The organism is Serratia sp. CY38905, assembly GCF_052168875.1.
Taxonomy (GTDB): Bacteria; Pseudomonadota; Gammaproteobacteria; order Enterobacterales; family Enterobacteriaceae; genus Serratia; species Serratia sarumanii.
Genome location: NZ_JBJNLV010000008.1, coordinates 198,179 through 221,968, shown reverse-complemented (window position 1 = coordinate 221,968; position 23,790 = coordinate 198,179). Strand labels below are relative to the sequence as shown.

19 protein-coding genes are annotated in these 23,790 nt (G+C 61.0%); 12 read left to right on the top strand and 7 right to left on the bottom strand.

Going from position 1 to position 23,790, the window contains the following annotated elements:
- Nucleotides 1-5 precede the first annotated feature (5 nt).
- The 6 genes from ACJ8MK_RS17825 to ACJ8MK_RS17800 all read left to right on the top strand — a co-directional run bounded on the left by ACJ8MK_RS17825 (nucleotide 6) and on the right by ACJ8MK_RS17800 (nucleotide 6,818).
- Nucleotides 6-932: a branched-chain amino acid transaminase gene (locus ACJ8MK_RS17825; protein ID WP_033636413.1), complete on the top strand. Its 927-nt coding sequence runs from the start codon at nucleotides 6-8 to the stop codon at nucleotides 930-932.
- A gap of 76 nt (nucleotides 933-1,008) precedes the next feature.
- Entirely contained in the window at nucleotides 1,009-2,859 is a 1,851-nt protein-coding gene (gene ilvD, locus ACJ8MK_RS17820) for a dihydroxy-acid dehydratase (RefSeq protein WP_442517945.1), read from the top strand.
- Nucleotides 2,860-2,864: 5 nt separating this feature from the next.
- Nucleotides 2,865-4,409 carry a threonine ammonia-lyase, biosynthetic gene (ilvA, locus tag ACJ8MK_RS17815; RefSeq protein ID WP_015379394.1) on the top strand — a complete coding sequence of 515 codons (1,545 nt, stop codon included), beginning with the start codon at nucleotides 2,865-2,867 and terminating at the stop codon, nucleotides 4,407-4,409.
- Between the two features lie 112 nt (nucleotides 4,410-4,521).
- Nucleotides 4,522-5,517 carry a hypothetical protein gene (locus tag ACJ8MK_RS17810; RefSeq protein ID WP_033654501.1) on the top strand — a complete coding sequence of 332 codons (996 nt, stop codon included), beginning with the start codon at nucleotides 4,522-4,524 and terminating at the stop codon, nucleotides 5,515-5,517.
- A complete protein-coding gene (locus ACJ8MK_RS17805) occupies nucleotides 5,517-6,095 on the top strand; it encodes a hypothetical protein (protein ID WP_060439642.1) in 579 nt (192 codons plus the stop codon). The genes ACJ8MK_RS17810 and ACJ8MK_RS17805 overlap by 1 nt, the downstream gene beginning before the upstream one ends.
- A 21-nt stretch (nucleotides 6,096-6,116) precedes the next feature.
- The gene (locus tag ACJ8MK_RS17800) at nucleotides 6,117-6,818 is read left to right on the top strand and encodes a DUF2461 family protein (protein ID WP_197641124.1); all 702 of its coding nucleotides are present in this window, start codon (nucleotides 6,117-6,119) and stop codon (nucleotides 6,816-6,818) included.
- 8 nt (nucleotides 6,819-6,826) lie between these two features.
- On the opposite strand, the gene ilvY is transcribed toward ACJ8MK_RS17800, so the two are convergent.
- Nucleotides 6,827-7,717, bottom strand: a complete 891-nt coding sequence (gene ilvY / locus ACJ8MK_RS17795; RefSeq protein WP_033636409.1) for an HTH-type transcriptional activator IlvY — start codon at nucleotides 7,715-7,717, stop codon at nucleotides 6,827-6,829.
- A gap of 168 nt (nucleotides 7,718-7,885) precedes the next feature.
- On the opposite strand from ilvY, the gene ilvC reads away from it, so the two are divergent.
- Nucleotides 7,886-9,361 carry a ketol-acid reductoisomerase gene (gene ilvC / locus ACJ8MK_RS17790; RefSeq protein ID WP_033636408.1) on the top strand — a complete coding sequence of 492 codons (1,476 nt, stop codon included), beginning with the start codon at nucleotides 7,886-7,888 and terminating at the stop codon, nucleotides 9,359-9,361.
- Between the two features lie 47 nt (nucleotides 9,362-9,408).
- Here the strand turns inward: ilvC and ACJ8MK_RS17785 are convergent, their stop codons facing one another.
- Nucleotides 9,409-10,344 carry a sugar kinase gene (locus ACJ8MK_RS17785; RefSeq protein WP_442517944.1) on the bottom strand — a complete coding sequence of 312 codons (936 nt, stop codon included), beginning with the start codon at nucleotides 10,342-10,344 and terminating at the stop codon, nucleotides 9,409-9,411.
- 240 nt (nucleotides 10,345-10,584) lie between these two features.
- Here ACJ8MK_RS17785 and pdeH point away from each other — a divergent pair, with 240 nt between their 5' ends.
- Together pdeH and ACJ8MK_RS17775 are read left to right on the top strand one after the other, a co-directional pair.
- Nucleotides 10,585-11,376 (top strand): cyclic-guanylate-specific phosphodiesterase, encoded by a 792-nt coding sequence (pdeH, locus tag ACJ8MK_RS17780; RefSeq protein WP_049212970.1) that lies wholly within the window; start codon nucleotides 10,585-10,587, stop codon nucleotides 11,374-11,376.
- A 90-nt stretch (nucleotides 11,377-11,466) separates the two neighbouring features.
- Nucleotides 11,467-13,506, top strand: a complete 2,040-nt coding sequence (locus tag ACJ8MK_RS17775) for an AsmA family protein (RefSeq protein WP_442517943.1) — start codon at nucleotides 11,467-11,469, stop codon at nucleotides 13,504-13,506.
- Here ACJ8MK_RS17775 and ACJ8MK_RS17770 read toward each other — a convergent pair whose 3' ends face one another.
- From ACJ8MK_RS17770 to yhjD, 3 genes are all read right to left on the bottom strand, one after another.
- Nucleotides 13,507-14,274, bottom strand: coding sequence for a CDP-diacylglycerol diphosphatase (locus tag ACJ8MK_RS17770; protein ID WP_033654494.1), 768 nt, complete (start codon nucleotides 14,272-14,274; stop codon nucleotides 13,507-13,509). It abuts the gene before it with no gap.
- A 100-nt stretch (nucleotides 14,275-14,374) separates the two neighbouring features.
- On the bottom strand, nucleotides 14,375-15,697 hold the full coding sequence (locus ACJ8MK_RS17765) for an MFS transporter (RefSeq protein ID WP_033636402.1): 1,323 nt from the start codon (nucleotides 15,695-15,697) through the stop codon (nucleotides 14,375-14,377).
- 328 nt (nucleotides 15,698-16,025) lie between these two features.
- The gene (gene yhjD, locus ACJ8MK_RS17760) at nucleotides 16,026-17,045 is read right to left on the bottom strand and encodes an inner membrane protein YhjD (protein WP_033636401.1); all 1,020 of its coding nucleotides are present in this window, start codon (nucleotides 17,043-17,045) and stop codon (nucleotides 16,026-16,028) included.
- A 341-nt stretch (nucleotides 17,046-17,386) separates the two neighbouring features.
- On the opposite strand from yhjD, the gene ACJ8MK_RS17755 reads away from it, so the two are divergent.
- Nucleotides 17,387-18,253: a crotonase/enoyl-CoA hydratase family protein gene (locus ACJ8MK_RS17755; RefSeq protein WP_033636400.1), complete on the top strand. Its 867-nt coding sequence runs from the start codon at nucleotides 17,387-17,389 to the stop codon at nucleotides 18,251-18,253.
- A 16-nt stretch (nucleotides 18,254-18,269) separates the two neighbouring features.
- Here ACJ8MK_RS17755 and pdeR read toward each other — a convergent pair whose 3' ends face one another.
- Nucleotides 18,270-20,264 carry a cyclic di-GMP phosphodiesterase gene (gene pdeR, locus ACJ8MK_RS17750; protein WP_039569730.1) on the bottom strand — a complete coding sequence of 665 codons (1,995 nt, stop codon included), beginning with the start codon at nucleotides 20,262-20,264 and terminating at the stop codon, nucleotides 18,270-18,272.
- Nucleotides 20,265-20,799: 535 nt separating this feature from the next.
- Between pdeR and spy the strand changes: the two genes are divergently transcribed.
- The gene (spy, locus tag ACJ8MK_RS17745) at nucleotides 20,800-21,288 is read left to right on the top strand and encodes an ATP-independent periplasmic protein-refolding chaperone Spy (protein WP_033636398.1); all 489 of its coding nucleotides are present in this window, start codon (nucleotides 20,800-20,802) and stop codon (nucleotides 21,286-21,288) included.
- 94 nt (nucleotides 21,289-21,382) lie between these two features.
- Here the strand turns inward: spy and ACJ8MK_RS17740 are convergent, their stop codons facing one another.
- Nucleotides 21,383-22,600, bottom strand: a complete 1,218-nt coding sequence (locus tag ACJ8MK_RS17740; RefSeq protein ID WP_442517942.1) for a Tm-1-like ATP-binding domain-containing protein — start codon at nucleotides 22,598-22,600, stop codon at nucleotides 21,383-21,385.
- A gap of 264 nt (nucleotides 22,601-22,864) precedes the next feature.
- Here ACJ8MK_RS17740 and ACJ8MK_RS17735 point away from each other — a divergent pair, with 264 nt between their 5' ends.
- Nucleotides 22,865-23,503, top strand: coding sequence for a TetR/AcrR family transcriptional regulator (locus tag ACJ8MK_RS17735; protein ID WP_033636396.1), 639 nt, complete (start codon nucleotides 22,865-22,867; stop codon nucleotides 23,501-23,503).
- Nucleotides 23,504-23,790: the final 287 nt, after the last annotated feature.

Here is a 23,790-nt window from a genome sequence, read left to right as displayed (position 1 = left end):
TAACAATGACAAAGAAAGCCGATTACATTTGGTTCAATGGTGAGATGGTTCCCTGGGCCGAGGCCAAAGTGCACGTGATGTCGCACGCGCTGCATTACGGCACGTCGGTATTTGAGGGGGTGCGCTGCTACGACTCGCACTTGGGGCCGGTAGTGTTCCGTCATCGCGAGCATATGCAGCGCCTGCACGATTCGGCGAAAATCTACCGCATGCCGGTTTCGCAAAGCGTTGACGAACTGATGGAAGCCTGCCGCGCCACGTTGCGCAAGAACAACCTGGTCAGCGCGTACATCCGACCGCTGGTGTTCGTCGGCGATGTCGGCATGGGCGTCAACCCGCCGGCCGGTTACAAAACGGACGTGATTATCGCGGCGTTTCCTTGGGGCGCTTATCTGGGTGAAGAAGCGCTGGATCAAGGCATCGACGCGATGGTCTCCTCCTGGCACCGCGTCGCACCAAACACCATCCCCACCGCGGCCAAGGCCGGCGGCAACTATCTTTCTTCTCTGCTGGTGGGCAGCGAAGCGCGTCGCCACGGCTATCAGGAAGGCATTGCGCTCGACGTGCACGGCTACATTTCCGAAGGGGCGGGCGAGAACCTGTTTGAAGTGAAAGACGGCGTGATTTACACCCCGCCGTTCACCTCTTCGGCGCTGCCGGGCATCACCCGCGACGCGATCATCAAGCTGGCGAAAGACATGGGCTTCGAAGTGCGTGAGCAGGTGCTGTCGCGCGAATCGCTGTACCTGGCCGACGAAGTGTTCATGTCCGGCACCGCGGCGGAAATCACGCCGGTGCGCAGCGTGGACGGCATTCAGGTCGGCATCGGCAAATGCGGCCCGGTGACCAAACAGATCCAGCAGGCGTTCTTCGGCCTGTTCAGCGGCAAGACAGAAGACAAATACGGCTGGCTGGATCCGGTCAATCCGTAACGACAAGACAGACAGATAAGAATATCCAGGCGGTTCGTTCGCCGCCTGTCATAAATACATTTGGAGTGAAAAGAGCATGCCTAAGTACCGTTCCGCCACCACCACCCACGGCCGCAATATGGCGGGTGCCCGCGCATTGTGGCGCGCGACCGGGATGTCCGACGCCGATTTCGGCAAGCCGATCATCGCCGTGGTCAACTCCTTTACCCAGTTCGTGCCGGGCCACGTGCATCTGCGCGATCTGGGCAAACTGGTCGCCGAACAGATCGAAGCCTCCGGCGGCGTGGCCAAAGAGTTCAACACCATCGCGGTGGATGACGGCATCGCCATGGGCCACGGCGGCATGCTCTATTCCCTGCCGTCGCGCGAGCTGATCGCCGACTCGGTCGAATACATGGTGAACGCCCACTGCGCCGACGCGATGGTGTGCATCTCCAACTGCGACAAGATCACCCCGGGCATGTTGATGGCGGCGTTGCGCCTGAACATTCCGGTGATCTTCGTCTCCGGCGGCCCGATGGAAGCCGGCAAGACCAAACTCTCCAATCAGATCATCAAGCTGGATCTGGTGGACGCGATGATCCAGGGCGCGAACCCGAACGTCAGCGACGCCGACAGCGAGCAGATCGAGCGTTCTGCCTGCCCGACCTGCGGTTCCTGCTCCGGCATGTTTACCGCCAACTCGATGAACTGCCTGACCGAAGCGCTGGGCCTGTCGCAGCCGGGCAACGGCTCGCTGCTGGCCACTCACGCCGATCGCAAAGCGCTGTTCCTCAACGCCGGCAAGCGCATCGTCGAGTTGACCAAACGCTATTACGAGCAGGACGACGAAAGCGCGCTGCCGCGCAATATCGCCAACAAGGCGGCGTTTGAGAACGCCATGACGCTGGACATCGCCATGGGCGGCTCGACCAACACCGTGCTGCACCTGCTGGCTTCGGCGCAGGAAGGCGAGGTGGACTTCACCATGGAAGACATCGACCGCCTGTCGCGCAAAGTGCCGCACCTGTGCAAGGTGGCGCCGAGTACGCAGAAATACCATATGGAAGACGTGCACCGCGCCGGCGGCGTAATCGGCATCCTCGGCGAGCTGGATCGCGCCGGCTTGCTGAACCGCGAGGTGAACAATGTGCTGGGGCTGACCCTGCCGCAGACGCTGGAAGCCTACGACGTGATGCTGACCCGCGACGAAAGCGTCAAGAAAATGTACTCCGCCGGGCCGGCCGGTATCCGCACCACGCAGGCATTCTCTCAGGACTGCCGCTGGGATTCGCTGGACACCGACCGCAAGGAGGGCTGCATCCGCACCCGTGAGCACGCCTACAGTCAGGACGGCGGGCTGGCGGTGCTGTATGGCAACCTGGCGGAAAACGGCTGTATCGTCAAAACCGCCGGCGTAGACAAGGAAATCCTCACCTTCCGCGGCCCGGCCAAAGTGTATGAAAGCCAGGATGATGCGGTAGAAGCTATCCTCGGCGGCAAAGTGGTGGCGGGCGACGTGGTCGTTATCCGTTACGAAGGGCCGAAAGGCGGGCCGGGCATGCAGGAAATGCTTTACCCAACCACGTATCTGAAATCGATGGGGCTGGGCAAGGCGTGTGCGCTGATCACCGACGGGCGTTTCTCCGGCGGCACCTCCGGGCTGTCCATCGGCCACGCCTCGCCGGAGGCGGCCAACGGCGGCCTGATCGCCCTGGTGCAGGACGGCGACATGATCGCGATCGACATTCCGCATCGCGGCATCCAGCTGGACGTCAGCGAGCAGGAGCTGGCGGCGCGGCATGAGGCGGAACTGGCGCGCGGCGATGCGGCCTGGACGCCGAAAAACCGTGAACGTCAGGTGTCCTTCGCGCTGCGCGCTTACGCCTCGTTGGCCACCAGCGCCGACAAAGGCGCGGTGCGCGACAAGAGCAAACTGGGGGGATAAGCAGTATGGCGGTCTCTCAACCCCTACCCAGCGCCCCCTGCGGCGCGGAATATCTGCGAGCGGTACTGCGCTCGCCGGTCTACGAGGTGGCGCAGGTCACCCCGTTGCAGGCCATGAGCAAAATCTCTTCGCGCCTCGGCAACACCATTTTGGTGAAGCGCGAAGATCGCCAGCCGGTGCACAGCTTCAAGCTGCGCGGGGCCTATGCGATGATCGCCGGGCTGGACGAAGAGCAGAAGGCGCGCGGCGTCGTAACGGCTTCGGCCGGCAACCACGCGCAGGGCGTCGCCTTCTCCGGTAAACGGCTGGGGATCAAAACGCTGATCGTGATGCCGGTGTCCACCGCGGACATCAAGGTGGATGCGGTGCGCGGTTTCGGCGGCGAAGTGCTGCTGCACGGCGCCAATTTCGACGAGGCCAAGGCGAAGGCGATCGAGCTTTCCCAACAGCAAGGAATGACCTTCGTGCCGCCGTTCGATCATCCGACGGTGATCGCCGGGCAGGGCACGCTGGCGATGGAGCTGCTGCAGCAAGACGCGCATCTGGATCGGGTCTTCGTGCCGGTCGGCGGCGGCGGCCTGGCCGCCGGGGTGGCGGTGCTGATCAAGCAGCTGATGCCGCAGATCAAAGTGATTGGCGTCGAAGCGGAAGACTCCGCCTGCCTGCGCGCGGCGCTGGATGCCGGCCATCCGGTGGATCTGGCGCGCGTCGGGCTGTTCGCTGAAGGCGTGGCGGTGAAGCGCATCGGCGACGAAACCTTCCGCCTGTGCCGTGAGTATCTGGACGACGTGATCACCGTGGACAGCGACGCCATCTGCGCGGCGGTCAAAGATCTGTTCGAGGACGTGCGCGCCATTGCCGAACCTTCCGGCGCGCTGGCGCTGGCGGGGCTGAAAAAGTACGTGCAGCAGCACAACATTCAGGGCGAGCGTCTGGCGCACGTGCTGTCCGGCGCCAACCTCAACTTCCACGGGCTGCGCTACGTTTCCGAACGTTGCGAACTGGGCGAACAGCGCGAAGCGCTGTTGGCGGTAACCATTCCGGAACAGCAGGGCAGCTTCCTCAAGTTTTGCCAACTGCTGGGCGGCCGCTCGGTGACCGAATTCAACTACCGCTACGCCGATGCCGACAACGCCTGCATTTTCGTCGGCGTGCGTCTGACGCGCGGCCACGCCGAACGGCGGGAGATCATCGACGAACTCAACGCCGACGGTTATCAGGTGGTGGATCTGTCGGACGACGAGATGGCCAAGCTGCACGTGCGCTACATGGTGGGTGGGCGTCCGTCGAAGCCGCTGCGCGAACGGCTGTACAGCTTTGAGTTTCCGGAGTCGCCGGGCGCGCTGCTGAAGTTCTTGCAGACGCTGGGCACGCACTGGAACATTTCGCTGTTCCACTATCGCAGCCACGGCACCGACTTCGGCCGGGTGCTGGCGGCCTTCGAGCTGGCGCAAAGCGAGCCGGAATTCGAGCGTCACCTGCAGGCGCTGGGCTACGATTGCCACGACGAAACCGACAACCCGGCGTTCCGCTTCTTTTTGCAGGGGTGAGTCGGATTGATAAGCAACCGTGACGCGTTAGTCAGTTTATGGGTTGCATGGTTGTGATTTTGTCGTGCATTTTTATACTGCCAAGACTTCTGACGTATAGGGATGCACGACAATGAAAACCGCTTTTTCTACGCCGTTCGGTTCCCCCGAAGACGATTTGACCAACGCCGAGTTTGCCCGCCTGTTGGGCAATACCGGCGTACAAGAATTCTATCGCGATATTAATCTGCAAGCCTTGCAGGACTCGCTGGACTGCAGCCTCGCCTTTCATGGCGTGGGCATTATTTTTTCCGACGGGCAGAACTCATTTTTAGTCCGCCCGACGCAGCACACCGGTTACTCAAACGCTTCGCAGGTTACCCACGTGGTCATCAGCAAAACGGTGGCTCATACTTCACGCGTTGCCGCGACCAATACGCTGTCGGAAGCGTTGAGCAAACCCAGCGTCAGCAAAGAGTTGGCCTCGGCCGCGCTGTCGTGCGGAACGCTGCTGGTATCGGTATTTTTACTGGCGTCGGGCAGCGTCGCCGTGCCGTTTACCGGCGGCACCAGCTCGGCGGTGGCTTATCTGGGTTATGCCGGCATGGCTGCCAGCGCGTTGCAGTGCGGCAATGGGCTGTACCGCGTCAACAAGCTTTATGACGGGAAAGGCGATGAACTGGCTCAGCTCGACTCAGAACAGTGGTATATCGCTACCAGTACCGTGCTCGATGTGATCTCGCTGGCCAGTGCCGGGGCTGCCCTGAAGGAAGCGACGATGACCTACCGCGCCATGCGCCGCATTTCGGCGCGCAAGGCGACGGAATGGCTGAAAAGCATGCCCCGTAGCGAAAGGAAGCGGCTGACCGAAAACATCATTCGGGCGGAAAATCCGGGAATTTCCAATAACGTCTTGAAAGAGATGGTGAAGAACGGCTTATACCCGAAGCGCTACCCGACGGAAGCGATCCAAAACGGGCTGCGCCAGCAATTGCATTCGGCGCTCAATAACTCATTGACGTTCGTGGGCAGCGGCATCAGCGGCACCCTGTCTGCGCCGGTGAATGTGAAAACCACCGGGCAGTATTTTGTGGGCATTATGCAGAAATTGCCGCAGATGGTGAGGTAATGGCGGACTGGATGATTAAACGCCTGATCGCGCAGGGCCGGGAGATGGAACGCCAAATCGCGGCGCGCGATGGCGCGCTTTTCGCCGGTGTGGATGCGCAGCTCGAGCAGCATTTCCTGACGCCGGGCCAGCGGCTGTCGCCGCCGGGCGTCGGCAATGTCATGTTGCTGATGGTTTGCCTGACGCTGGGGCTGGCGGGCGTGATGGGCCTGGCCACGGACGTGGCGGCCGCCTGGAGCGGCAAGACTTCCGCTGCCGTTCTCATGGGCAGCGGCGCGATCGTGGCGGTGTGGATGACGTTGATCCTGTTCCAACTGGTGCAGGGTAAAAACAGCGGGGTGGTATTGTTGCAATATTACCTTGGCATGCTCGGCCTGTTTTGCCTTGGCGCCGCGGCGGCGTGGGCGGCGGGGATGACCGGCATCGCCACTGTCGCCATGCTGCTGGGGGGCGGGGTTGGCGGTGCGCTATTCAGCAACCGGGCGGCGTTCTATCTCTATGTCGCTTATTTTCGCACGCGTCGGCGCGTATTTATCAAACGCCGTTGGCAGAGAGAAGATCTGCGCAACACCCGATAAACCGTCAGAACGGAAAAACTTATGACGCAACCCTTCTCCGGCTTTAGCCAGCAGGGTCTGAATTTCCTGCAACAGGTGCGGATCGAGAACGATAAGGCGTGGTTCGACGGCAACCGCGACATCTACGATCGCGAGCTGCTGGCGCCGTTTCGCGCGCTGGTGGAGCAGTTGGCTCCCGGCATGCTGGCGATCGATCCGCTGTTCGAGACTCGCCCGGCGATCGGTAAAACGCTGTCGCGCATTCATCGCGATACGCGTTTTTCACATGACAAATCGCGCTACCGCAGCCGCATGTGGCTGACGTTCAAGCGCCCGAGTAAAGACTGGAAAGACGCGCCGGTCTACTTTTTCGAACTGGGGCCGGACATGCTGCGCTATGGGCTCGGCTACTACAGCGCCAACAAGCCGACCATGGATCTGTTCCGCCATACGCTGAGGCAGCGGCCGCAGCCTTTCCTTGAGGTGGCCGCCTGCTGCCGGCCGCCGTTCGAGCTGGTGGGAGAGAGCTACAAGCGCCCGCTGGTGAAGGAACAGGCGGCGGAGATCGCCACCTGGTACAACCGCAAGTCGTTTGCGGTGATGGTGACCGACAGCGAAGTGGAAAAGCTGTTCAGTGCCGATCTGATGCCGCTGCTGGCCGGGGCATTTTTGCAGCTTGAGCCGCTCTACCACTGGCTGATGCAGGTAGAGACGATGAAGCAGATCGACCCGGCGGATCTGTAAACCCCGCGTCAGCGGGGATGCAGCAAGCGCCAAAAGGCGTCGATCAGCGGATCGCTGAGGCGCTTTTTCTGGACGCAGACCCCCAGCTCGAACGGTTCGACCATCGAGATGTTATCCAGCTGCGAGATGCGGTTGCGTACCGGCTCCGGGCTGTTGTCCACCACTACGCTCGGGATCAGTGCGATGCCGCAGCCCAAAGCGACCATCGACACGATGGCTTCGTGGCCGCCGACGGTGGCGTAAATCAGCGGATTGCTGATGCGGTGGCGGCGGAACCACAGCTCGATGCGTTTTCGCGAAGGGCCGTGCTCCGGCAGGATGAACGGGATCTCGGCCCAGTCGGGCCTGTCGGCGAACGCCTGGCTGCGCACCGCGCAGGGCAGCGCCGGCGCGATCAGCACCAGCGGGATTTCGCCGATTTTGGTGAACGCCACGCTGGCGGGCAGCGTTTCCGGCCGGCCGGCGATGCCGAGATCGGCCTCGTTGGATTGCACTTTGTCGACCGCGTCGGCGGCGTCGCCGGTGGTCAGCTTAATCTCCACCAGCGGGTGCTGCGCGCGGAAGCGATCGAGGATCGGCGGCAGGTGGCTGTACGCCGCGGTCACCGAGCAGAACAGCCGCAGTTCGCCGCTCAGCGAAGGGCCGTGCTGGCCGAGCGAGTGCTTCAGCTGCTGATATTGCAGCAGCGTTTGCTGGGCGAATTCTTTCAGCTGTTCGCCGGCGTCGGTCAGCTGCACGGTGCGGTTATCGCGCAGGAACAGCGGCTGCCCGAGGATCTCTTCCAGCCGCTGGATCTGGCGGGAGAGCGTCGACGGGCTGACGTGCATCGCCTTGGCGGTGCGCCCGAAGTGATGGCTTTCGGCCAGATGCAGGAACAGCTTTAAATCACGTAAATCCATATCGATACGCTCGCAGTGAGAGTGTTGCAAAAATTGCAATATCACGTTCTCAATATATCAATTTAAGCAACGCATTTCCTGTTATACATTGAGTTTAACGAATCTCCGCACAGACAGGGCGGGGAATGAAAATAACAATGCAAGACAACATCAAACCGGAGTACCACCATGGCTAACTATTTCAACACATTGAACCTGCGTCAGCAGTTGGCGCAATTGGGTAAATGCCGCTTTATGGCGCGCGACGAATTTGCTGACGAAGCCGGCTACCTGAAAGGTAAAAAAGTGGTGATTGTCGGCTGTGGCGCCCAGGGCCTGAACCAGGGGCTGAACATGCGCGATTCCGGTCTGGACGTCGCCTATGCCCTGCGCAAAGAAGCGATCGACGAGAAGCGCGCTTCCTGGCGCAAGGCGACCGAAAACGGCTTCAAGGTCGGCACCTACGAAGACCTGATCCCGCAGGCGGATCTGGTGGTCAACCTGACGCCCGACAAGCAGCACTCTTCCGTGGTGCGTGCGGTGCAGCCGCTGATGAAAGACGGCGCGGCGCTGGGTTACTCCCACGGCTTCAACATCGTTGAAGTGGGTGAGCAGGTGCGTAAAGACATCACCGTGGTGATGGTCGCGCCGAAATGCCCGGGCACCGAAGTGCGCGAAGAGTACAAGCGCGGCTTCGGCGTGCCGACCCTGATTGCGGTTCACCCGGAAAACGATCCGAAAGGCGAAGGCATGGCGATCGCCAAGGCCTGGGCGGCGGCGACCGGTGGCCACCGCGCCGGCGTGCTGGAGTCCTCCTTCGTCGCCGAAGTGAAATCCGACCTGATGGGCGAGCAGACCATTCTGTGCGGCATGCTGCAGGCGGGTTCGCTGCTGTGCTTCGACAAGCTGGTTGCTGAGGGCACCGATCCGGCTTACGCCGAGAAACTGATTCAGTTCGGCTGGGAAACCATCACCGAAGCGCTGAAGCAGGGCGGCATCACCCTGATGATGGATCGCCTGTCCAACCCGGCCAAGCTGCGTGCCTATGCGCTGTCCGAACAGCTGAAAACCATCATGGCGCCGCTGTTCCAGAAGCACATGGACGACATCATCTCCGGCGCTTTCTCGAGCGGCATGATGGCCGACTGGGCGGAAGACGACGTGAAATTGCTGACCTGGCGCGAAGAGACCGGCAAAACCGCGTTCGAGAATGCGCCGCAGTTTGAAGGCAAAATCAGCGAGCAAGAGTACTTCGATCACGGCGTGCTGATGGTGGCGATGGTGAAAGCGGGCGTTGAGCTGGCGTTCGAAACCATGGTCGATGCCGGCATCATCGAAGAGTCGGCTTACTACGAGTCGCTGCACGAGCTGCCGCTGATCGCCAACACCATTGCGCGTAAGCGTCTGTATGAAATGAACGTGGTTATCTCCGATACCGCAGAGTACGGCAACTACCTGTTCGCCAACGCGGCGGTGCCGTTGCTGAAGGACTTCATGACCACCCTGCAGGCGGGCGATTTGGGTAAAGCCGTGGCGGGTACGGCGGTGGACAACGCGCAGCTGCGTGACGTGAACGAAGCGGTACGCAGCCACCCTATCGAAACCGTCGGCCGCAAACTGCGTGGCTACATGACCGACATGAAACGCATCGCCGTTGCGGGCTGATTTCCCGCAAGGCAAAGCACACAGAGCCGGCAGCGATGCCGGCTTTTTTATGCCTCCGGCATGACCTCGGCGGGAATGATGGCGCCGCGGTGTTGGATCACCGTTGCGGCGAGCAGGTGGCCGCGCTGCGCCGCCTGTTGGGCGCTGCCGCCGTTCAGGCGTACCGCCAGGTAACCGGCGCTGAAAGAGTCGCCCGCCGCGGTGGTATCCACCACGCGCTCCGGCGGCAGCGCGATGGCCGGCACCTCAAGCCGCTCTCCCTCCACGCTGAACACCAGACAGGCATCCGCGCCGCGTTTGATAACGATCTCGCCGACGCCGAGCGCCTGCGTGCGCGCCACCACCTGTTCAACCGGCTGCGCTCCCCACAGCAGCTCTTCGTCATCCAGCGTCAGGAAGGCGATGTCGGTGCAGGCCAGCACCTCACGGTAGGCCTGCTGCGTTTCCTCACGGCTGTGCCACAGGCGCGGGCGATAGTTATTGTCGAAGATAACCTGGCCGCCGTTGGCGCGGCAGCGGCGCAACAGCGCCAGCAGCTTCGTGCGGTCGGCAGGCGCGAGGATCGCCAGGCTAATGCCGCTGAGGTACAGGTAATCGAACTGCGCCAGCCGGGCGCACAGTGCGTCGGCCTGGGGACCCGCCAGCCAATACCGGGCGGCGGCGTCGTTGCGCCAGTAGTAGAAGGTGCGTTCGCCGGCGGCGTCGGTTTCGATCACGTACAGGCCCGGCAGTTTGTTTTCCAACCGCTGAATCAGCCCGGTCTCGATCTTCTCCTGCCGCCAGGCCTGCAGCATCTCGTCGCTGAAGCTGTCGGTGCCGAGCGCGGTGACGTAATGCACCTGCAGCGTCTGTTCCGGCATTTGGCGGGCGAGGTAGACGGCGGTGTTGAGGGTATCGCCGCCAAAGCCGCGCGTCAGCTGTGCGCCCTGCTGCGACAGTTCGATCATGCATTCGCCGATCACGGCGAGATTTCGGATAGTCATCGTCAATAAGCCCTGGCTAAAGAAGAAGCAACAACCGCCAGTCTCCACGCAAGGCGGTGAGGGAGTCAATAAATTAAAACGGTGTTTTGATTTTTTATGATCGCGATCGGCCCATGCCAAAACAGGGTGAAGAAGAAACCGTGCGGCAATTCGTGCTTAAAGTTTTGCGCGGCGCGGCCGATAAGCTGGGTAAAGAAACAGCGGCAGCGCTCTCACTTCCCCGCCACGGCGATAGTACCGATGATAACCAACCTGATCTCGGGTCTGCTGGCGCCCTGTTTTGCCCTCTATGCCTGCGCCAAATCGCGGCGCTACTGGCGGCAATGCCGGCGCTTGTATACCTTCCAGCCGATTTATCGCACCAGCGGCGCGCTGCTGGCGGTGGAACTGCTGACGGCGGTATATCACCCGAATGAACCGGACAAACGGCAATCCCCGGAACAGTATTTTTCCTCGCTCGGCGTCGCCCAGCGTTTGCGGGTGATCCAGGAACAGCTGGCGCTGTTGCAGCGCTGGCAGGCATTGTTCATTCGCCACGCGTTGATGGTGTCGGTCAATATCGACGGCATGGCGCTGCAAGCGTTGCAGCGCCATAGCGAGCTGCAGCGGCAGATCGCCGAGATGCCCTATCTGCGCTTCGAACTGGTGGAGCACGCCGAAACGGCGTCAAACCGCCCGTTGCACCAGATGGTCGGCGGCGAACGGCTGTGGCTGGACGATTTCGGCAGCGGGCTGGCCAACTTCTCCGCCGTCGGCGCCTGGCGCTATCAATACATCAAGGTAGCGCGCGAATTGTTCACCTTGCTTAAACAGTCTGAAGAGGGCGTGCAGCTGCTCGGCACCCTGATCAAGATGATGAACCAGCACAGCGACGGGGTGATCGTCGAAGGCGTGGAAACCGAGCAGGAGTGGCGGCTGGTGCAGCGTTCCGGCGCGTTGGCCGCGCAGGGTTACTATCTTTCCCGCCCGGCATGCTTTGAAACTTTACACAGCGTACCGACGCTGTTCGCCGCGCCCGGCGCGCCGGCGTGAACTCCGGCCTATCCTCAGCTAATCTTAAACGGGGCTGCTCATTCCTTTTCCTTTCATTCGGCAGCCCGGTTTATGTGCTGAGGGAGCCCTATGACAAGAACAGGAAAGGTTTTCAGCTGGCTGGGCGGCATTGTGCTGCTGGCGGTCGCCGCGCTGGCGATCTTCATCGCTACCTTCGACTGGAATCGACTCAAGCCCACCATCAACGACAAAGTGTCGGCCGAACTGCGGCGGCCGTTCGCCATCCGCGGCGATCTGGGCGTCGACTGGTCGCGTAACCGGGATGAGGGCGGCTGGCGCGCCTGGGTGCCCTGGCCGCATATTCACGCCGAAGACGTGTGGCTGGGTAACCCGAAAAACATGCCCGGCGACAGCATGGTGACGCTGCAGCGCGTCGACGCCAGCATCGCACCGCTGGCGTTGCTGAAGAAAGAACTGCTGATCCCGCGCATTTGGGTCAAGCAGCCGAATGCGTCGTTGCAACGCCTGGCCAACGGCGACAACAACTGGACGTTTGACCTGGCCGCTGGCCAGGATCCGCAGCAACCGCCTTCCGACTGGTCGTTCACCGTTCACGACATCGTGTTCGACAAGGGGCAGATCGCCTTTAAAGACGCCACGCTGAAGGCGGACTTCCGCGCCGTCATCGATCCGCTCGGCAAACCGCTGCCGTTCAGTGAAGTGACCGGCAAACAGAGCAGCGGCAAGGCCGCCACTCCTGACTACGTCTTCGGTTGGCAGGTCAAGGGCAAATACAACGGCGAGCCGCTGAGCGGCAGCGGCAAGATTGGCGGCATGCTGTCGCTGCAGAGCGCCGATCTGCCGTTCCCGCTGCAGGCCGACGTGCGCTCCGGCAGTACCCGGGTGGCGGTGGCGGGCACCTTGACCGATCCGCTGAACCTCGGCGGGCTGGACGTGCAGCTGAAATTTTCCGGCGAAAGCCTGGGTAATCTCTATGGCCTGACCGGCGTGCTGCTGCCGAACACGCCGCCGTATGCGACCGATGGCCATCTGATTGCCCGCCTGCATCAGCCGGGCGGCGCCGTGTTCGAATATCAGAAATTCGACGGCAAAATCGGTGACAGCGACATTCACGGCGATTTGAAATACGTTGCCGGTAAGCCGCGGCCGACGCTGAGCGGCGCGGTGAGCTCCCGGCAGCTGAGGTTGGCGGATCTGGCGCCGCTGATCGGCGCGGACTCCAACGCCGCCAAAGCCGGGCGCGGCGAGAAGAGCCGCCAGCCGGCGGATAAGGTGCTGCCGGTCGAACAGTTCGATACGCAAAGCTGGCGCAAGATGGATGCGGACGTGAAGTTTGCCGCCGCGCGTATCGAACGCGGCAGCGATTTGCCGCTGAGCGATTTGGCCACGCATCTGAAGCTGAACAATGGCGAACTGCGCCTGGATCCGCTGCGCTTCGGCATGGCGGGCGGCAGCCTGAACGCCGTGGTGCGCCTCGACGGCGGCAAAAAGCCGATGCGCGGCCAGGTGGATATGCACGCGCGCAAACTCCAGCTCAAACAGCTGTTGCCGAACGTGGCGGCGATGAAGCGCAGCCTCGGGCAGATGAACGGCGACGCCAGGCTGACGGGCAGCGGCAATTCGGTAGCCGAGCTGCTGGCGACCAGCAACGGCGACCTGCGCCTGTTGATCAATAACGGGGTGATCAGCCGCAGCCTGATGGAAATCCTCGGTCTGAACGTTGGCAACTATCTGGTGGCGCAGCTGTTCGGTGACGATGTGGTGGGCATCAACTGCGCGGCGGCGGATGTCGGCATCCGTAACGGCGTCGCCGCGCCACGGCTGTTCGTGTTCGACACCGAGAACGCGGTGATCAACATCACCGGCAACACCAACCTCGCCACCGAACGGCTGGATTTGTCCATCGATCCGGAAAGCAAGGGGATGCGCGTGCTGACCCTGCGCTCGCCGCTGTACGTGAAAGGCACCTTTAAGCACCCCGACGCCGGCGTCAAAGCCGGGCCGCTGATCGCGCGCGGCGCGGCGGCGGTGGCGTTGGGCGCGGTGCTGACGCCGGCGGCGGCGCTGCTGGCGCTGGTTTCACCCAGTGAAGGCGGCGAGGAGAACCAGTGCGGGCAGATCCTGCGGGAGATGAAAGGCAAAAAATAGTCAGGCGTGCGGCGGCGGCGTGAGCAGCCGGCAGTCGTGATCCTGGATCTCTTCCGCCGAGGCCAGGGTAAACGGCAGCAGGCTGCGCTCGGTCGCCAGCAGCAGGAAATCGCCGTCCGGCAGCGCGGTCATCGCCAGGCCGAAGCTGCCCATGCGCCCTTCGGCGCGCGGCAGGCCGGAAGCCAACAGGCGGAAGGCGCCCTGTTGTTCCAGTTCGGCGGGGGTCACCCGCCGCCCCAGATAGTCATGCCCCAACAGGCCGCCGGGCAGCGGTTGCCATTGATCGATAAAATCGGGGCCGATCTGCGCCAGCCGCTGTTTTACCGCCGGCAGCAGGCAGGAGATATGAATGTGCAGCTGGTTTTGCGTGCGGCCATATTCCGAGTTGATCGCCAGTGAAATATCGCCATCGTCGATCGGTTTGCCATAGCGTTCCGCCATCACGTGGCGCGCGCGCCAGGCCTGGGCGAAGAAATTCGGCGTAGTGGCGTCCAGCACCGCCGGGCTTTCTATCCCGGTGATTTTGGCGCTGGGCATCAGCAGGTATTGCAGCGGCCCGTTGCGATCTTTAAACACCACGAAGCCGGCCGGCACATCTACCTGCGCGCAGGGCGCCGGGTTGTCATGCGCTTGCTGATTGGGCAGACATTGCTGGCTGACGATGCGCCACAGCGCATCGGGATGATCAGGCTTCAACCCGTAATAGAGCGCGATGGCGAGAGCCGCCAGCAGCGCAACGCAGACAAATACTCCACGACGCAGAGACATCGGCCGATCCTGTTACCGAGAGAAACATCCAGCATAGCCCGGTTTTATGACAGTAAACGAACAACGCGTGCGGCCCCCGCAGTGAGGGGGCCGCAGGGGATCACAGCGACCGGTGGCGGGTTTCTTTCATCAACAGCAGGGCCAGCAGCGTCAACCCGGCCATCGCCGCCAGGTACATGCCGACGTAGAACAGCCCGTAGTGGGCCGCCAGCCAGGTGGCGATATAAGGCGCCACGGACGCGCCGAGGATCGACGCGACGTTGTAGGAGAACGACGCGCCGGTATAGCGCACTTCGGTCGGGAACAGCTCCGGCAGCAGCGCGCCCATCGGGCCAAAGGTCAGCCCCATGATGCTCAGGCCGCACAGCAGGAAGCCCATCACCAGCGCCTGATTGCCGGAACCCAGCAGGGGCGGGAACAGGAACGCGAAGCCGATCATCAGCAGGGTAATGGCGATCATGGTCTTGCGGCGGCCGAACGCATCCGCCAGCAGGCCGGCGATCGGCACCATCACGCCGAAGCCGATCACCGCCACCATCAGCATCCACAGGAAGCTGTTGCGGGAGTAGCCGAGGCCCAGCGGCTGCGGCGCGGTGCCGTAGGTCATCGAATACACCGTCATCAGATAAAACAGCGTGTAGGTCGCCAGCATGATGAAGGTGCCGAGGATGGTGGCTTTCAGATGCTTGCTCAGCAGCGTGCCGAGCGGCACTTTCACCTGTTTGCCGGCCTTGGCCACTTTGGCGAACACCGGCGTTTCATGCAGCGATACCCGAACGTACAGGCCGATCAGCACCAGCGCCGCGGAGAGGATGAACGGCACGCGCCAGCCCCATTCCATAAACTGCTGGTCGCTCAGCAGCCAGGAGAGCAGCAGGAAGGTGCCGTTGGCGAAGAAGAAGCCGATCGGCGCGCCCAACTGCGGGAAGGAGCCGTACAGCGCGCGCTTTTTGGCCGGCGCGTTCTCCGTCGCCAGCAGGGCGGCGCCGCCCCATTCGCCGCCCAGCCCCAGGCCCTGCCCAAAGCGCGCCAGCGCCAGCAGGATAGGGGCGAAGATGCCGATGGTTTCATAGCTTGGCAGCAGGCCGATCAGCACGGTGGAAATCCCCATGGTCAGCAGCGAGGCGACCAGCGTGACCTTGCGCCCTACCCGATCGCCGAAGTGGCCGAACAGCGCAGAGCCGATAGGGCGCGCGACAAAGGCGACGGCGAAGGTGGCCAGCGACTGCAGCGTCGCGGTGGTCGGGTCGCCCTGCGGGAAGAAGATGTGCGGGAACACGATCACCGCGGCGGTGGCGTAGATGTAGAAGTCGAAGAACTCGATGGCGGTGCCGACCAGCGAGGCGACGATGACTTTCCCGCGGGAGTTCACCGGTGTGGACGCCTCGTCGGCGTCGAGTGGGGGTGCGATGGTGGCTTGCATAATATTTCTTATCGTTAGAGGGGGTAAAAATCCATCTTAGTGACAGCATGCGGCCTTTTCAACGCGGGAGCTTTGGGCAACGCCGCTCCTAACCGGTTAAAAAGACTAATGTTTTACCGGGCTTCTTTTCTGCAGCGTTAAACGTTGAGAAATGGAGTTCGCGCAGAGGGAATGGCTGTAAAAACGGCAAAGAAAAGTGACTGGGCAGTTTGTTATGCTGGTTTTTCGGATGGCGCACCGCGCGATTCAGATGTATTGACTGGTTTTTTGGCTGTTAACCAGATGAACCTGCCGGTGTGTGCGATAACACCGGCACGATTGCATGGCTTCAGCGCGCTGGCGGCTCGCGTTCCGGCAACGCTTTGTCGCCTTTGTAGTCGGCGGTGGCGATCCAGGCGGCGCAAAACAGCGTCAAACGAGCGAAGAAGTAGAAGAACGCCATCAGCCCGATCACCGATCCGAAGGCCGCGCCGGAAGGCGACTTCGCCACCTGCGGCAGCGTCATGGTCATCACGAACTTGATCACCTCAAAGCCGATGGCGGCGAGCAAGGTGCCGCGCAGCAGCGCTTTTTTCTTCGGTTTGTGGCGCGGCAGCATCCAGAAAATCCACAGGAACAGCAGATAGTTGGCGAAGATCGAGATCGACAGCGCGATCGTCGTCAGCGCCGGCCGCAGCCATTCGATGCCGTCCAGCCCCAGCGCGTTGACGATCGCCGCCTGCGCCGACCCGGCGACCGAGGTCAGCGACAGCGTGATAATCAGCGCGACCACCAGGCCGGTCAGCGAGATGAAGTCGCGGGTGTATTTGAAGTAGATTTTCTCCTGATCCTGCGGATTGCGCTCCCAGACATCGCGCGACTGCGCGCGGATCGCCTCGCGCAGATTGCCCATCCAGCTGATGCCGGAATAGAGCGCCAGCGCCAGGCCGGTCAACCCCACGGTGGTGCGCTGCTGAATGGCGGTATTGACGGTGTTCTTCAGCGTGCTGGCCAGCGTCGGATCGCTGATGCTGCCGACGATCCGGTTGATCAAGCGGGCCAGCAGATCCGGATTGGAGGCCAGCACGAAGCCGGCGGCGGCAAACGACACCATCAGGATCGGGATCAGCGAGAGGAATGAAAAATAGGTGATGGCGGCGCCGAACTGGCTACCCAGCCGATCGTTAAAGCGTTCGGCCGCGCGCAGCAGGTGCGCCACGCTCGGCCAGGCTTTGATGCGTTCAATCAGACGTGAAAAACCACCGATGCGGCGGTCGAGGGTCTCATGGCCGGTCTTGATGGCGATAAGCGGCTTCGGCGGCGTGTCTTGTGCGGGCTGGCGGCGTTCCTGGTCTGGTCCTGTAGGCATTACTTCACGATTTCCTTAACGTTAAACGGCATGTTTCAGCATTGATTATAGCCAAAGCCCCGCGGCGTTTTGAGCGCCGGGGCGGTAAACGGTCATTTTCCGAGCTTAGCGCGTTAGCGCCCGGCATGAAATGCCGGGGAGGGGCAGATAGGTAAAATTCCTATGAAAACCCCGTGGCGCCTCGGTTTTTTTCACTTTCCTACCTCCAATTTTTATCTGTTTCGTCGGCGAGAAAGCGTTTACTCATGATGTGGCGTTGCGCTTTGCCGCTCGCCGCTCCGCTGCAGCCGTAGGGGCTGGAACGGTCTCATCCGTCATCAACAGAAAAACTGGAAGGTCTTATGAAATTGCTTAATCACCCCACCTGCCGCCCGTTTACCGAAGCGGGCAATCTGTCGCAGCTGTCCGCCTACTATGAAGAGGGGCGGCACATCATGTGGATGCTGCTGCGCGCCGCGCCGCGCCCCTGCTTCAACCAGGCGCTGATCGAAGACATCATGACGCTGGCGCAGGCGGCGAAGGAATCTTCGCTGCGGTTCGATTTCTGGGTCACCGGCTCGCTGGTGCCGAACATGTTCAACGTCGGCGGCGATCTGCAGTTCTTCGCCGACGCGATCAAAAACCGCAAGCGCGAGGCGATGATGGCCTACGCGCGCGCCTGCATCGACTGCGTGCATGCGGCGGCTCGCGGTTTCGACACCGGCGCGGTCAGCATTGCGATGGTCGAAGGCAGCGCGCTGGGGGGCGGCTTTGAAGCGGCGTTGGCGCACCATTTCGTGCTGGCGCAGAACAATGCGCGCATGGGGTTTCCGGAGATCGCGTTCAATCTGTTTCCCGGTATGGGCGGTTACTCGCTGGTGGCGCGCAAGGCGGGCATGCGCTTGGCCGAGGAGCTGATTTGGGGCGGCGAGTCGCATACCGCAGAGTGGTTCGAGAGCCGCGGGCTGGTGGATCAGCTGTTCCAGCCCGGCGACGCCTACATGGCGACGCGCACCTTTATCGATACCATTCGGCCGAAGCTCAACGGCATGCGCGCCATGCTGCGGGCGCGTCAGCGCGTGTTGCAGCTGACGCGCTCCGAGCTGATGGACATTACCGAAGATTGGGTGCACTCGGCCTTTACCATTGAGGAAAAAGACCGCGCCTACATCGAGCGGCTGGTGATGTTGCAGGATCGCCATACCCTGAACCTGCGTCGTGCCGGCTAACCTTAACGCGCCCGCCTCATGCGGAGGGTGAGCGCGGGCGATAGGACTGCAGCCAATGCTCCAGCTGTTCCGGGAGCATTGGCCGCGCAAACAGAAAGCCCTGTTTTTCGTCCACGCCGACCTCGTCGAGGAAGTGGTTTTCGCTCTCGGTCTCCACCCCTTCGGCGATCACCCGGAACGCCAACGCCTCCGCCGCCGCAACGATCGCGCGCACCAACGATTGCGATACCGGGTTGAAATTCACCCCGCGCACGAAGCTTTTATCCAGCTTGATGGCGTCCAGAGGAATGCGCGCCAGCTGCGCCAGCGACGAATAGCCGGTGCCGAAGTCGTCGAGATGCACCTGCGCGCCCAGTTCGCGCAGCCGGGTGATCAACGCGCGCGCGCGGTTCTCGTCTTCAATCAGGCTGCTTTCGGTCAACTCGAAGTCCAGCAGACAGGGGGCCATGCGGTGACGGCGCAGCACCCCGAGCAGGTCGTTGACGATGCTGTCATCGGCCAGCTGACGGGCAGAGAGATTGACCGCCACCCGCAGATTCAAGCCCTGTTCTTGCCACTGCGCCGCCTGCCCGGCGGCGGTCTGCAGCACCCATTGGCCGAGCGGGCCGATCAGGCCGGACTCCTCGGCATAGGAAATGAACTGCAGCGGCGGGATCAGGCCGCGCTCCGGCGAATCCCAGCGCACCAGCGCTTCCACGCTGTGCACTTCACCGCTGCGCGCGTCGATTTTCGGCTGGTAATACAGCACCAGCTGATTTTGCTCCAGCCCTTTGCGCAGGTTGGTGTCCAGCCACATGTATTCGGCGACGCGTTTATTCATCTCCGGCGAGAAGACGGTATAGGTACGTTTGCCGTGCTCCTTGGCGACGTACATGGCGGTATCGGCGCTGCGGATCAGGCTGTCGAGATCGTTGCCGTGCTCCGGGCACAGCGCGATGCCGATCGAACAGCCGGTATACACCTCAATCAGGCCGATGCGGAAAGGGGTTTTCAGCCTGTCGATGATGCGCTGCGCCAGCGTTTGCAGGCGCTCGCGATCGGTTTGCGGTGCCAGCACCAGGAATTCGTCGCCGCCGAGGCGGGCGAGCACCTGGTCCGGGCCCAGGCAGCCGAGGATCGCCAGCGCGACCTCGACCAGCAGCCGATCGCCGAACATATGGCCGTAGGCGTCGTTGACCTTTTTGAAGTTGTCGAGATCGAGGTACACCAGGCCGAAACTCTCTTCGCCGCGCGTGGCGATGGCGTGATTGATCTTGTCCTGGATGGCGTTACGGTTCGGCAGGCCGGTGATGAGATCGGTGTTGGCCAGCACCCGCAGTCGCTCCTGCGCCCGGCGTTCTTCGGTGATGTCGGTACCGGAGCAGATCAGAAAGACTTCGTTTTTGCCGCTGCCGCTGTGCACGAACTTATTGCGGAACAGGAACAGCCGTTCGCCCTTGACCGTCTTTACCCAGCGTTCCACCTCATAGGACGAACCGTTGCGGAAGAAGCCGGCGATGTTGCGCCGCGAAGCGGCGGCTTCTTCCGGGCTCATAAACAGCTGGAAAACGTTTTTGCCGATCACCTCGTGTTCGTGCAGCCCGGTATACTCCTCGCTCAGCCGGTTGAAACGCTGAATGCGGCCGTGTTGATCGACGATCACGATCACCGAGTTGGCTTCGGACACCACCTGCTCGGCGAAGGAGAGGCCGTGCACCAGGTCGCGCGCCACAGATTGGGTGTCGCTGAAGGCGGAAGCGGTGCCCGCCCATTCGAGGTTGTTGACGCGGCGCCCGACCAGATGCAGATGCAGCGGTGCACCGGCTAGCGTAATGGTCAGCTCCAGGCTGGCGGTGACGCCGGTCAGGCGACGGATTTTCGCCGCTTCCATGGCGCTGAGCGCCACCGCGACGTGGGCTTTGCCTTTAACGGCGGACAGCTCCAGGGCATTGCTGTCAAACGCCAGCCGCCAGTGGGGGCTTTGGGTGCCGAAGTGGGCGTTAAGAAGCTCAGGGCCTTGGTCTGCGGGCATGATGATTCCTCAAAAGAGCACGGGCGGCCGGTCAGCACAGCTCCGGGCAGCCTGTTGGCCCGAAAGCGATCGCCGTACGCATCTGTGCATCATATAACAGGTTTTCACAGGCGGGGCGGGTGATGGAAACTATTATATAAGCAATGATTAGTTTTGCGGTGTAAACGTCGCCCGGCGGCCGGTTGTCTTAAAGTGTAGGAGAACATCGGATCCTGTGATGCTGGTACTGACTTCCCCCGTTATCGGAAAACGGTTGATGTAAGGTTGCCGTGCAGGCGAGTAAATTATAACGGTAAGGGGAAAGCGGAAAAATAACTCCACCGGGGGGAGTGTTGCCGGGAAATTAAAATTTCCATCAAATAAACGCCATCTTCATAGTTTTCTCATAATTGGTGAATAAATCCGAGACGGGTTTTAAAAAGTTTACACACCCTCGCATTACTTGAAATTTATCAGCCTATTATTATCTCCGACGACGAATGAGCCTGTTAACGTACAGCGCTCCTGATGAAGAAAAACTTTTAAGGAAATGATTATGCGTAAATTGACGGCTTTATTTATTGCTTCCACGCTGGCCCTGGGTTCTGCTTCCGCGGCGTTCGCTGCGGACACCACTGCCCCGGCGGCGGATGCGGCGCCGATGAAAATGATGCATCACAAGGGTGAAGGCAAAGGCGGCCCGTTCGCCGGGCTGAACCTGACCGAGCAGCAGCGCCAGCAGATGCGCGATATCATGAAAGAGTCGCACCAGAAGCGCGGGCCGGGTATGAAAGAGGAGCGCCAGGCGCTGCACAATCTGGTCGCTTCCGACAGCTTTGACGAAGCGAAGGCGAAGGCGCAAATTGACGCGATTGGCAAAGCGCAATCCGAACGCATGCTGGAGCGCGCCAAAGCGGAAAATAAAATGTATAACCTGCTGACCCCTGAGCAGAAAAAACAATACAATGAGAATTATCAGAAACGTGAGCAAAAGATGATGGACCACATGAATAAAATGAAGGCGCAGATGTCCTCCGATCAGTAATATCCGCTCGCGGTGAATAATAAAGGGCCAGACTATTTGTCTGGCCCTTTTTCTATTTGGCGTTATCACTGGCAGGCTATGCAGTGAGTGATAATCATTCTCCGCCGACCATGTGCCGGAACTGCTCGGCAACGGCCTGAGCAAAGCGCGGGTCGTTAATATGATAAGGCGTTTTTATCAACCGGCGTTTGTCGGTGGCGCGCACCGTTTCTTCCAGCGCTTGCGTAAAGGCGGCCAGCGCCGCCGGATCCCAGAACGGTTGCCCGGGCGCGTCCAGAGCCGATACGCCGCCCGCCGGGATAACGAAACGCACTTCGCCCGCGCAGGCGTTGATTTTTTCGCCCATCCAACGCCCCATTAACGCATTCTCCCGCGCGCTGGTGCGCACCAGCGTCACTTGCGGGTTGTGAGGGTGGCGCAGACGGTTGGCATAGCGAGCCGGCACCGTGTTCGGCGCGCCGAAGTTGATCATGTCGATCGCGCCGCAGGAGAGCACGCACGGGATGCCGGTACGCGCGATGGCACCGAAACGATCGGTATTGCAGGGCAGCACGCCGCCAAACAGGTGATCGGCCACTTCGGTGGTGGTCAAATCGATGGCGCCGTGCAGTTGGCGGCTATCGATCAGTTTTTCCAACGCTCTGCCGCCGCTGCCGGTCGCATGAAACGTCAGACAATCCCATTGCGATCCCAACTCGGCAATCAACGCCTGAACGCAGGGCGTGGTGACGCCAAACATTGTCAGGCCGATCGCCGGCTTGTCGTCGTGAGAGTCGACGGCGGCGAAGCGGACTGCGCCGGCTATCTGGCGCGCCGCGTTGCCCAGCACCCGTCGCGAGATGCGATTCAGGCCGGCGAGATCGGTGACCGAATACAGCATGCTGATATCGCTGGCGCCGACATAGGCGGAAACGTCACCCGCCGCCATGCTCGAGACCATCACTTTCGGCAGACCGATCGGCAGTTGCTGCATGGCCGGCGTGATGATGGCTGTGCCGCCGGAGCCGCCCAGGCCAAGCAGGGCGGCGATATCGCGGCGCGTCAGGATAAAGCGTTCGAAAGCGGTCGCCATGGCGGCGAGCGCCTGGCCGCGGCTGGCGCAGAAGACCGCGCCGGCGCCCGCCGGATGGTGGCGAGCGACCTCTTCTGGGCCGATATCGGCCGGGGAGTCAAACGGCAAGCTACGGGTGGAGAGATCGACGGTTCGCGTGGGTAAATCCAGGCTGGCAATCAGCCGCCGCACATACTCCAACTCTTGTCCTTTCGTATCTGCTGTGGTAGCAATATAGACAAAATTTGAAGTATCTTTCATGGGTTTTTCCGAGGTGCTTCTAATTTTTATTTTAAAAATTAATGCATTATATTTTTTTAGGTGCCCTGGTGTTGGCATTTAAATTAAATTGATTAATGTATTTATATAATGAGACGGCAGTATCATTTTTGCAAGGGCAGCTCAGTGCAAAATGGGACTTCTGTCTCATTTTTGAGCTTTTTGCGCGGCCGAGCCTTTGTCGTCAACCTGTCGGCAGTGGCGTATCTCCAGCCGCGCAAGCATGTACAGATGTATGAGGTTTAAGTGCCGATAAATGCTTTTCCCACCCCGTTCGATCCTTCACTGACGTCCACCCGGGCAAAAACCTACCGTTTGTTGCTGGCCAGCGCGATGGCGCTGTATGACGAAGGCGCGTTTCCTTCGATCACCGAACTGGCGGCGTATGCGCAGGTATCGCGTGCGACCGCCTACCGCTACTTTCCGACCCAGAGTGCGCTGATTAGCGCCGTGGTGGCGGAAAGCCTGGGGCCTATTCTGGAATGGCGCCCGCAAGACGATGATGCCCTGAAGCGCATTCAGCAGTTGCTGACCTTCGCCTATCCTCAGATGGAACGGCACGAGGGGGCGTTGCGCGCGGCGTTGCAGCTCTCTTTGCAGCAGTGGGCGCACGCGACGCCGGGCGAAAAATTCGTGCGCGGCAACCGCAAGCGTCTGTTGGCGCTGGCGGTAGAACCGCTGCAGGGCAAACTGCCGCCGGACTCTCTGCAGAGAGTGATTCATGCTTTCTCGCTGATTTACGGCTCGGAGGTGTTCCTGGTGCTGAAAGATATCTGGGGGCTGGAGCTTGAGAGCATTCAGGACGTCACGCAATGGATGGCCAAAGCCATCCTTCGTCAGGCGGAAGAGGACGCGACGAACCGCAAAAAAACATCAGCAGGATAATCCAATTTTTGCCGATGGCTGACTGAAAAACCAGCATAATTCACTGAGTGAATATTGGCAAAATTTATAATTAAAAGTGATAAAAGACGCCTGTTAAGCACTTTTCAGGCGGCCACACCTTTCAGTTACCCCTGAATTATATTTTTATTTATCAGTTAATTAATATTTATTCCCTCACGTGCTATCGCCGCTCCGATACCGCCAAGCGTCATTGTCATTTCTTATCGTCGCTGGCCTGATTCACCCCTGAAACTTTCTCTCCTCCCGCCGAACTGCCGGATGACACA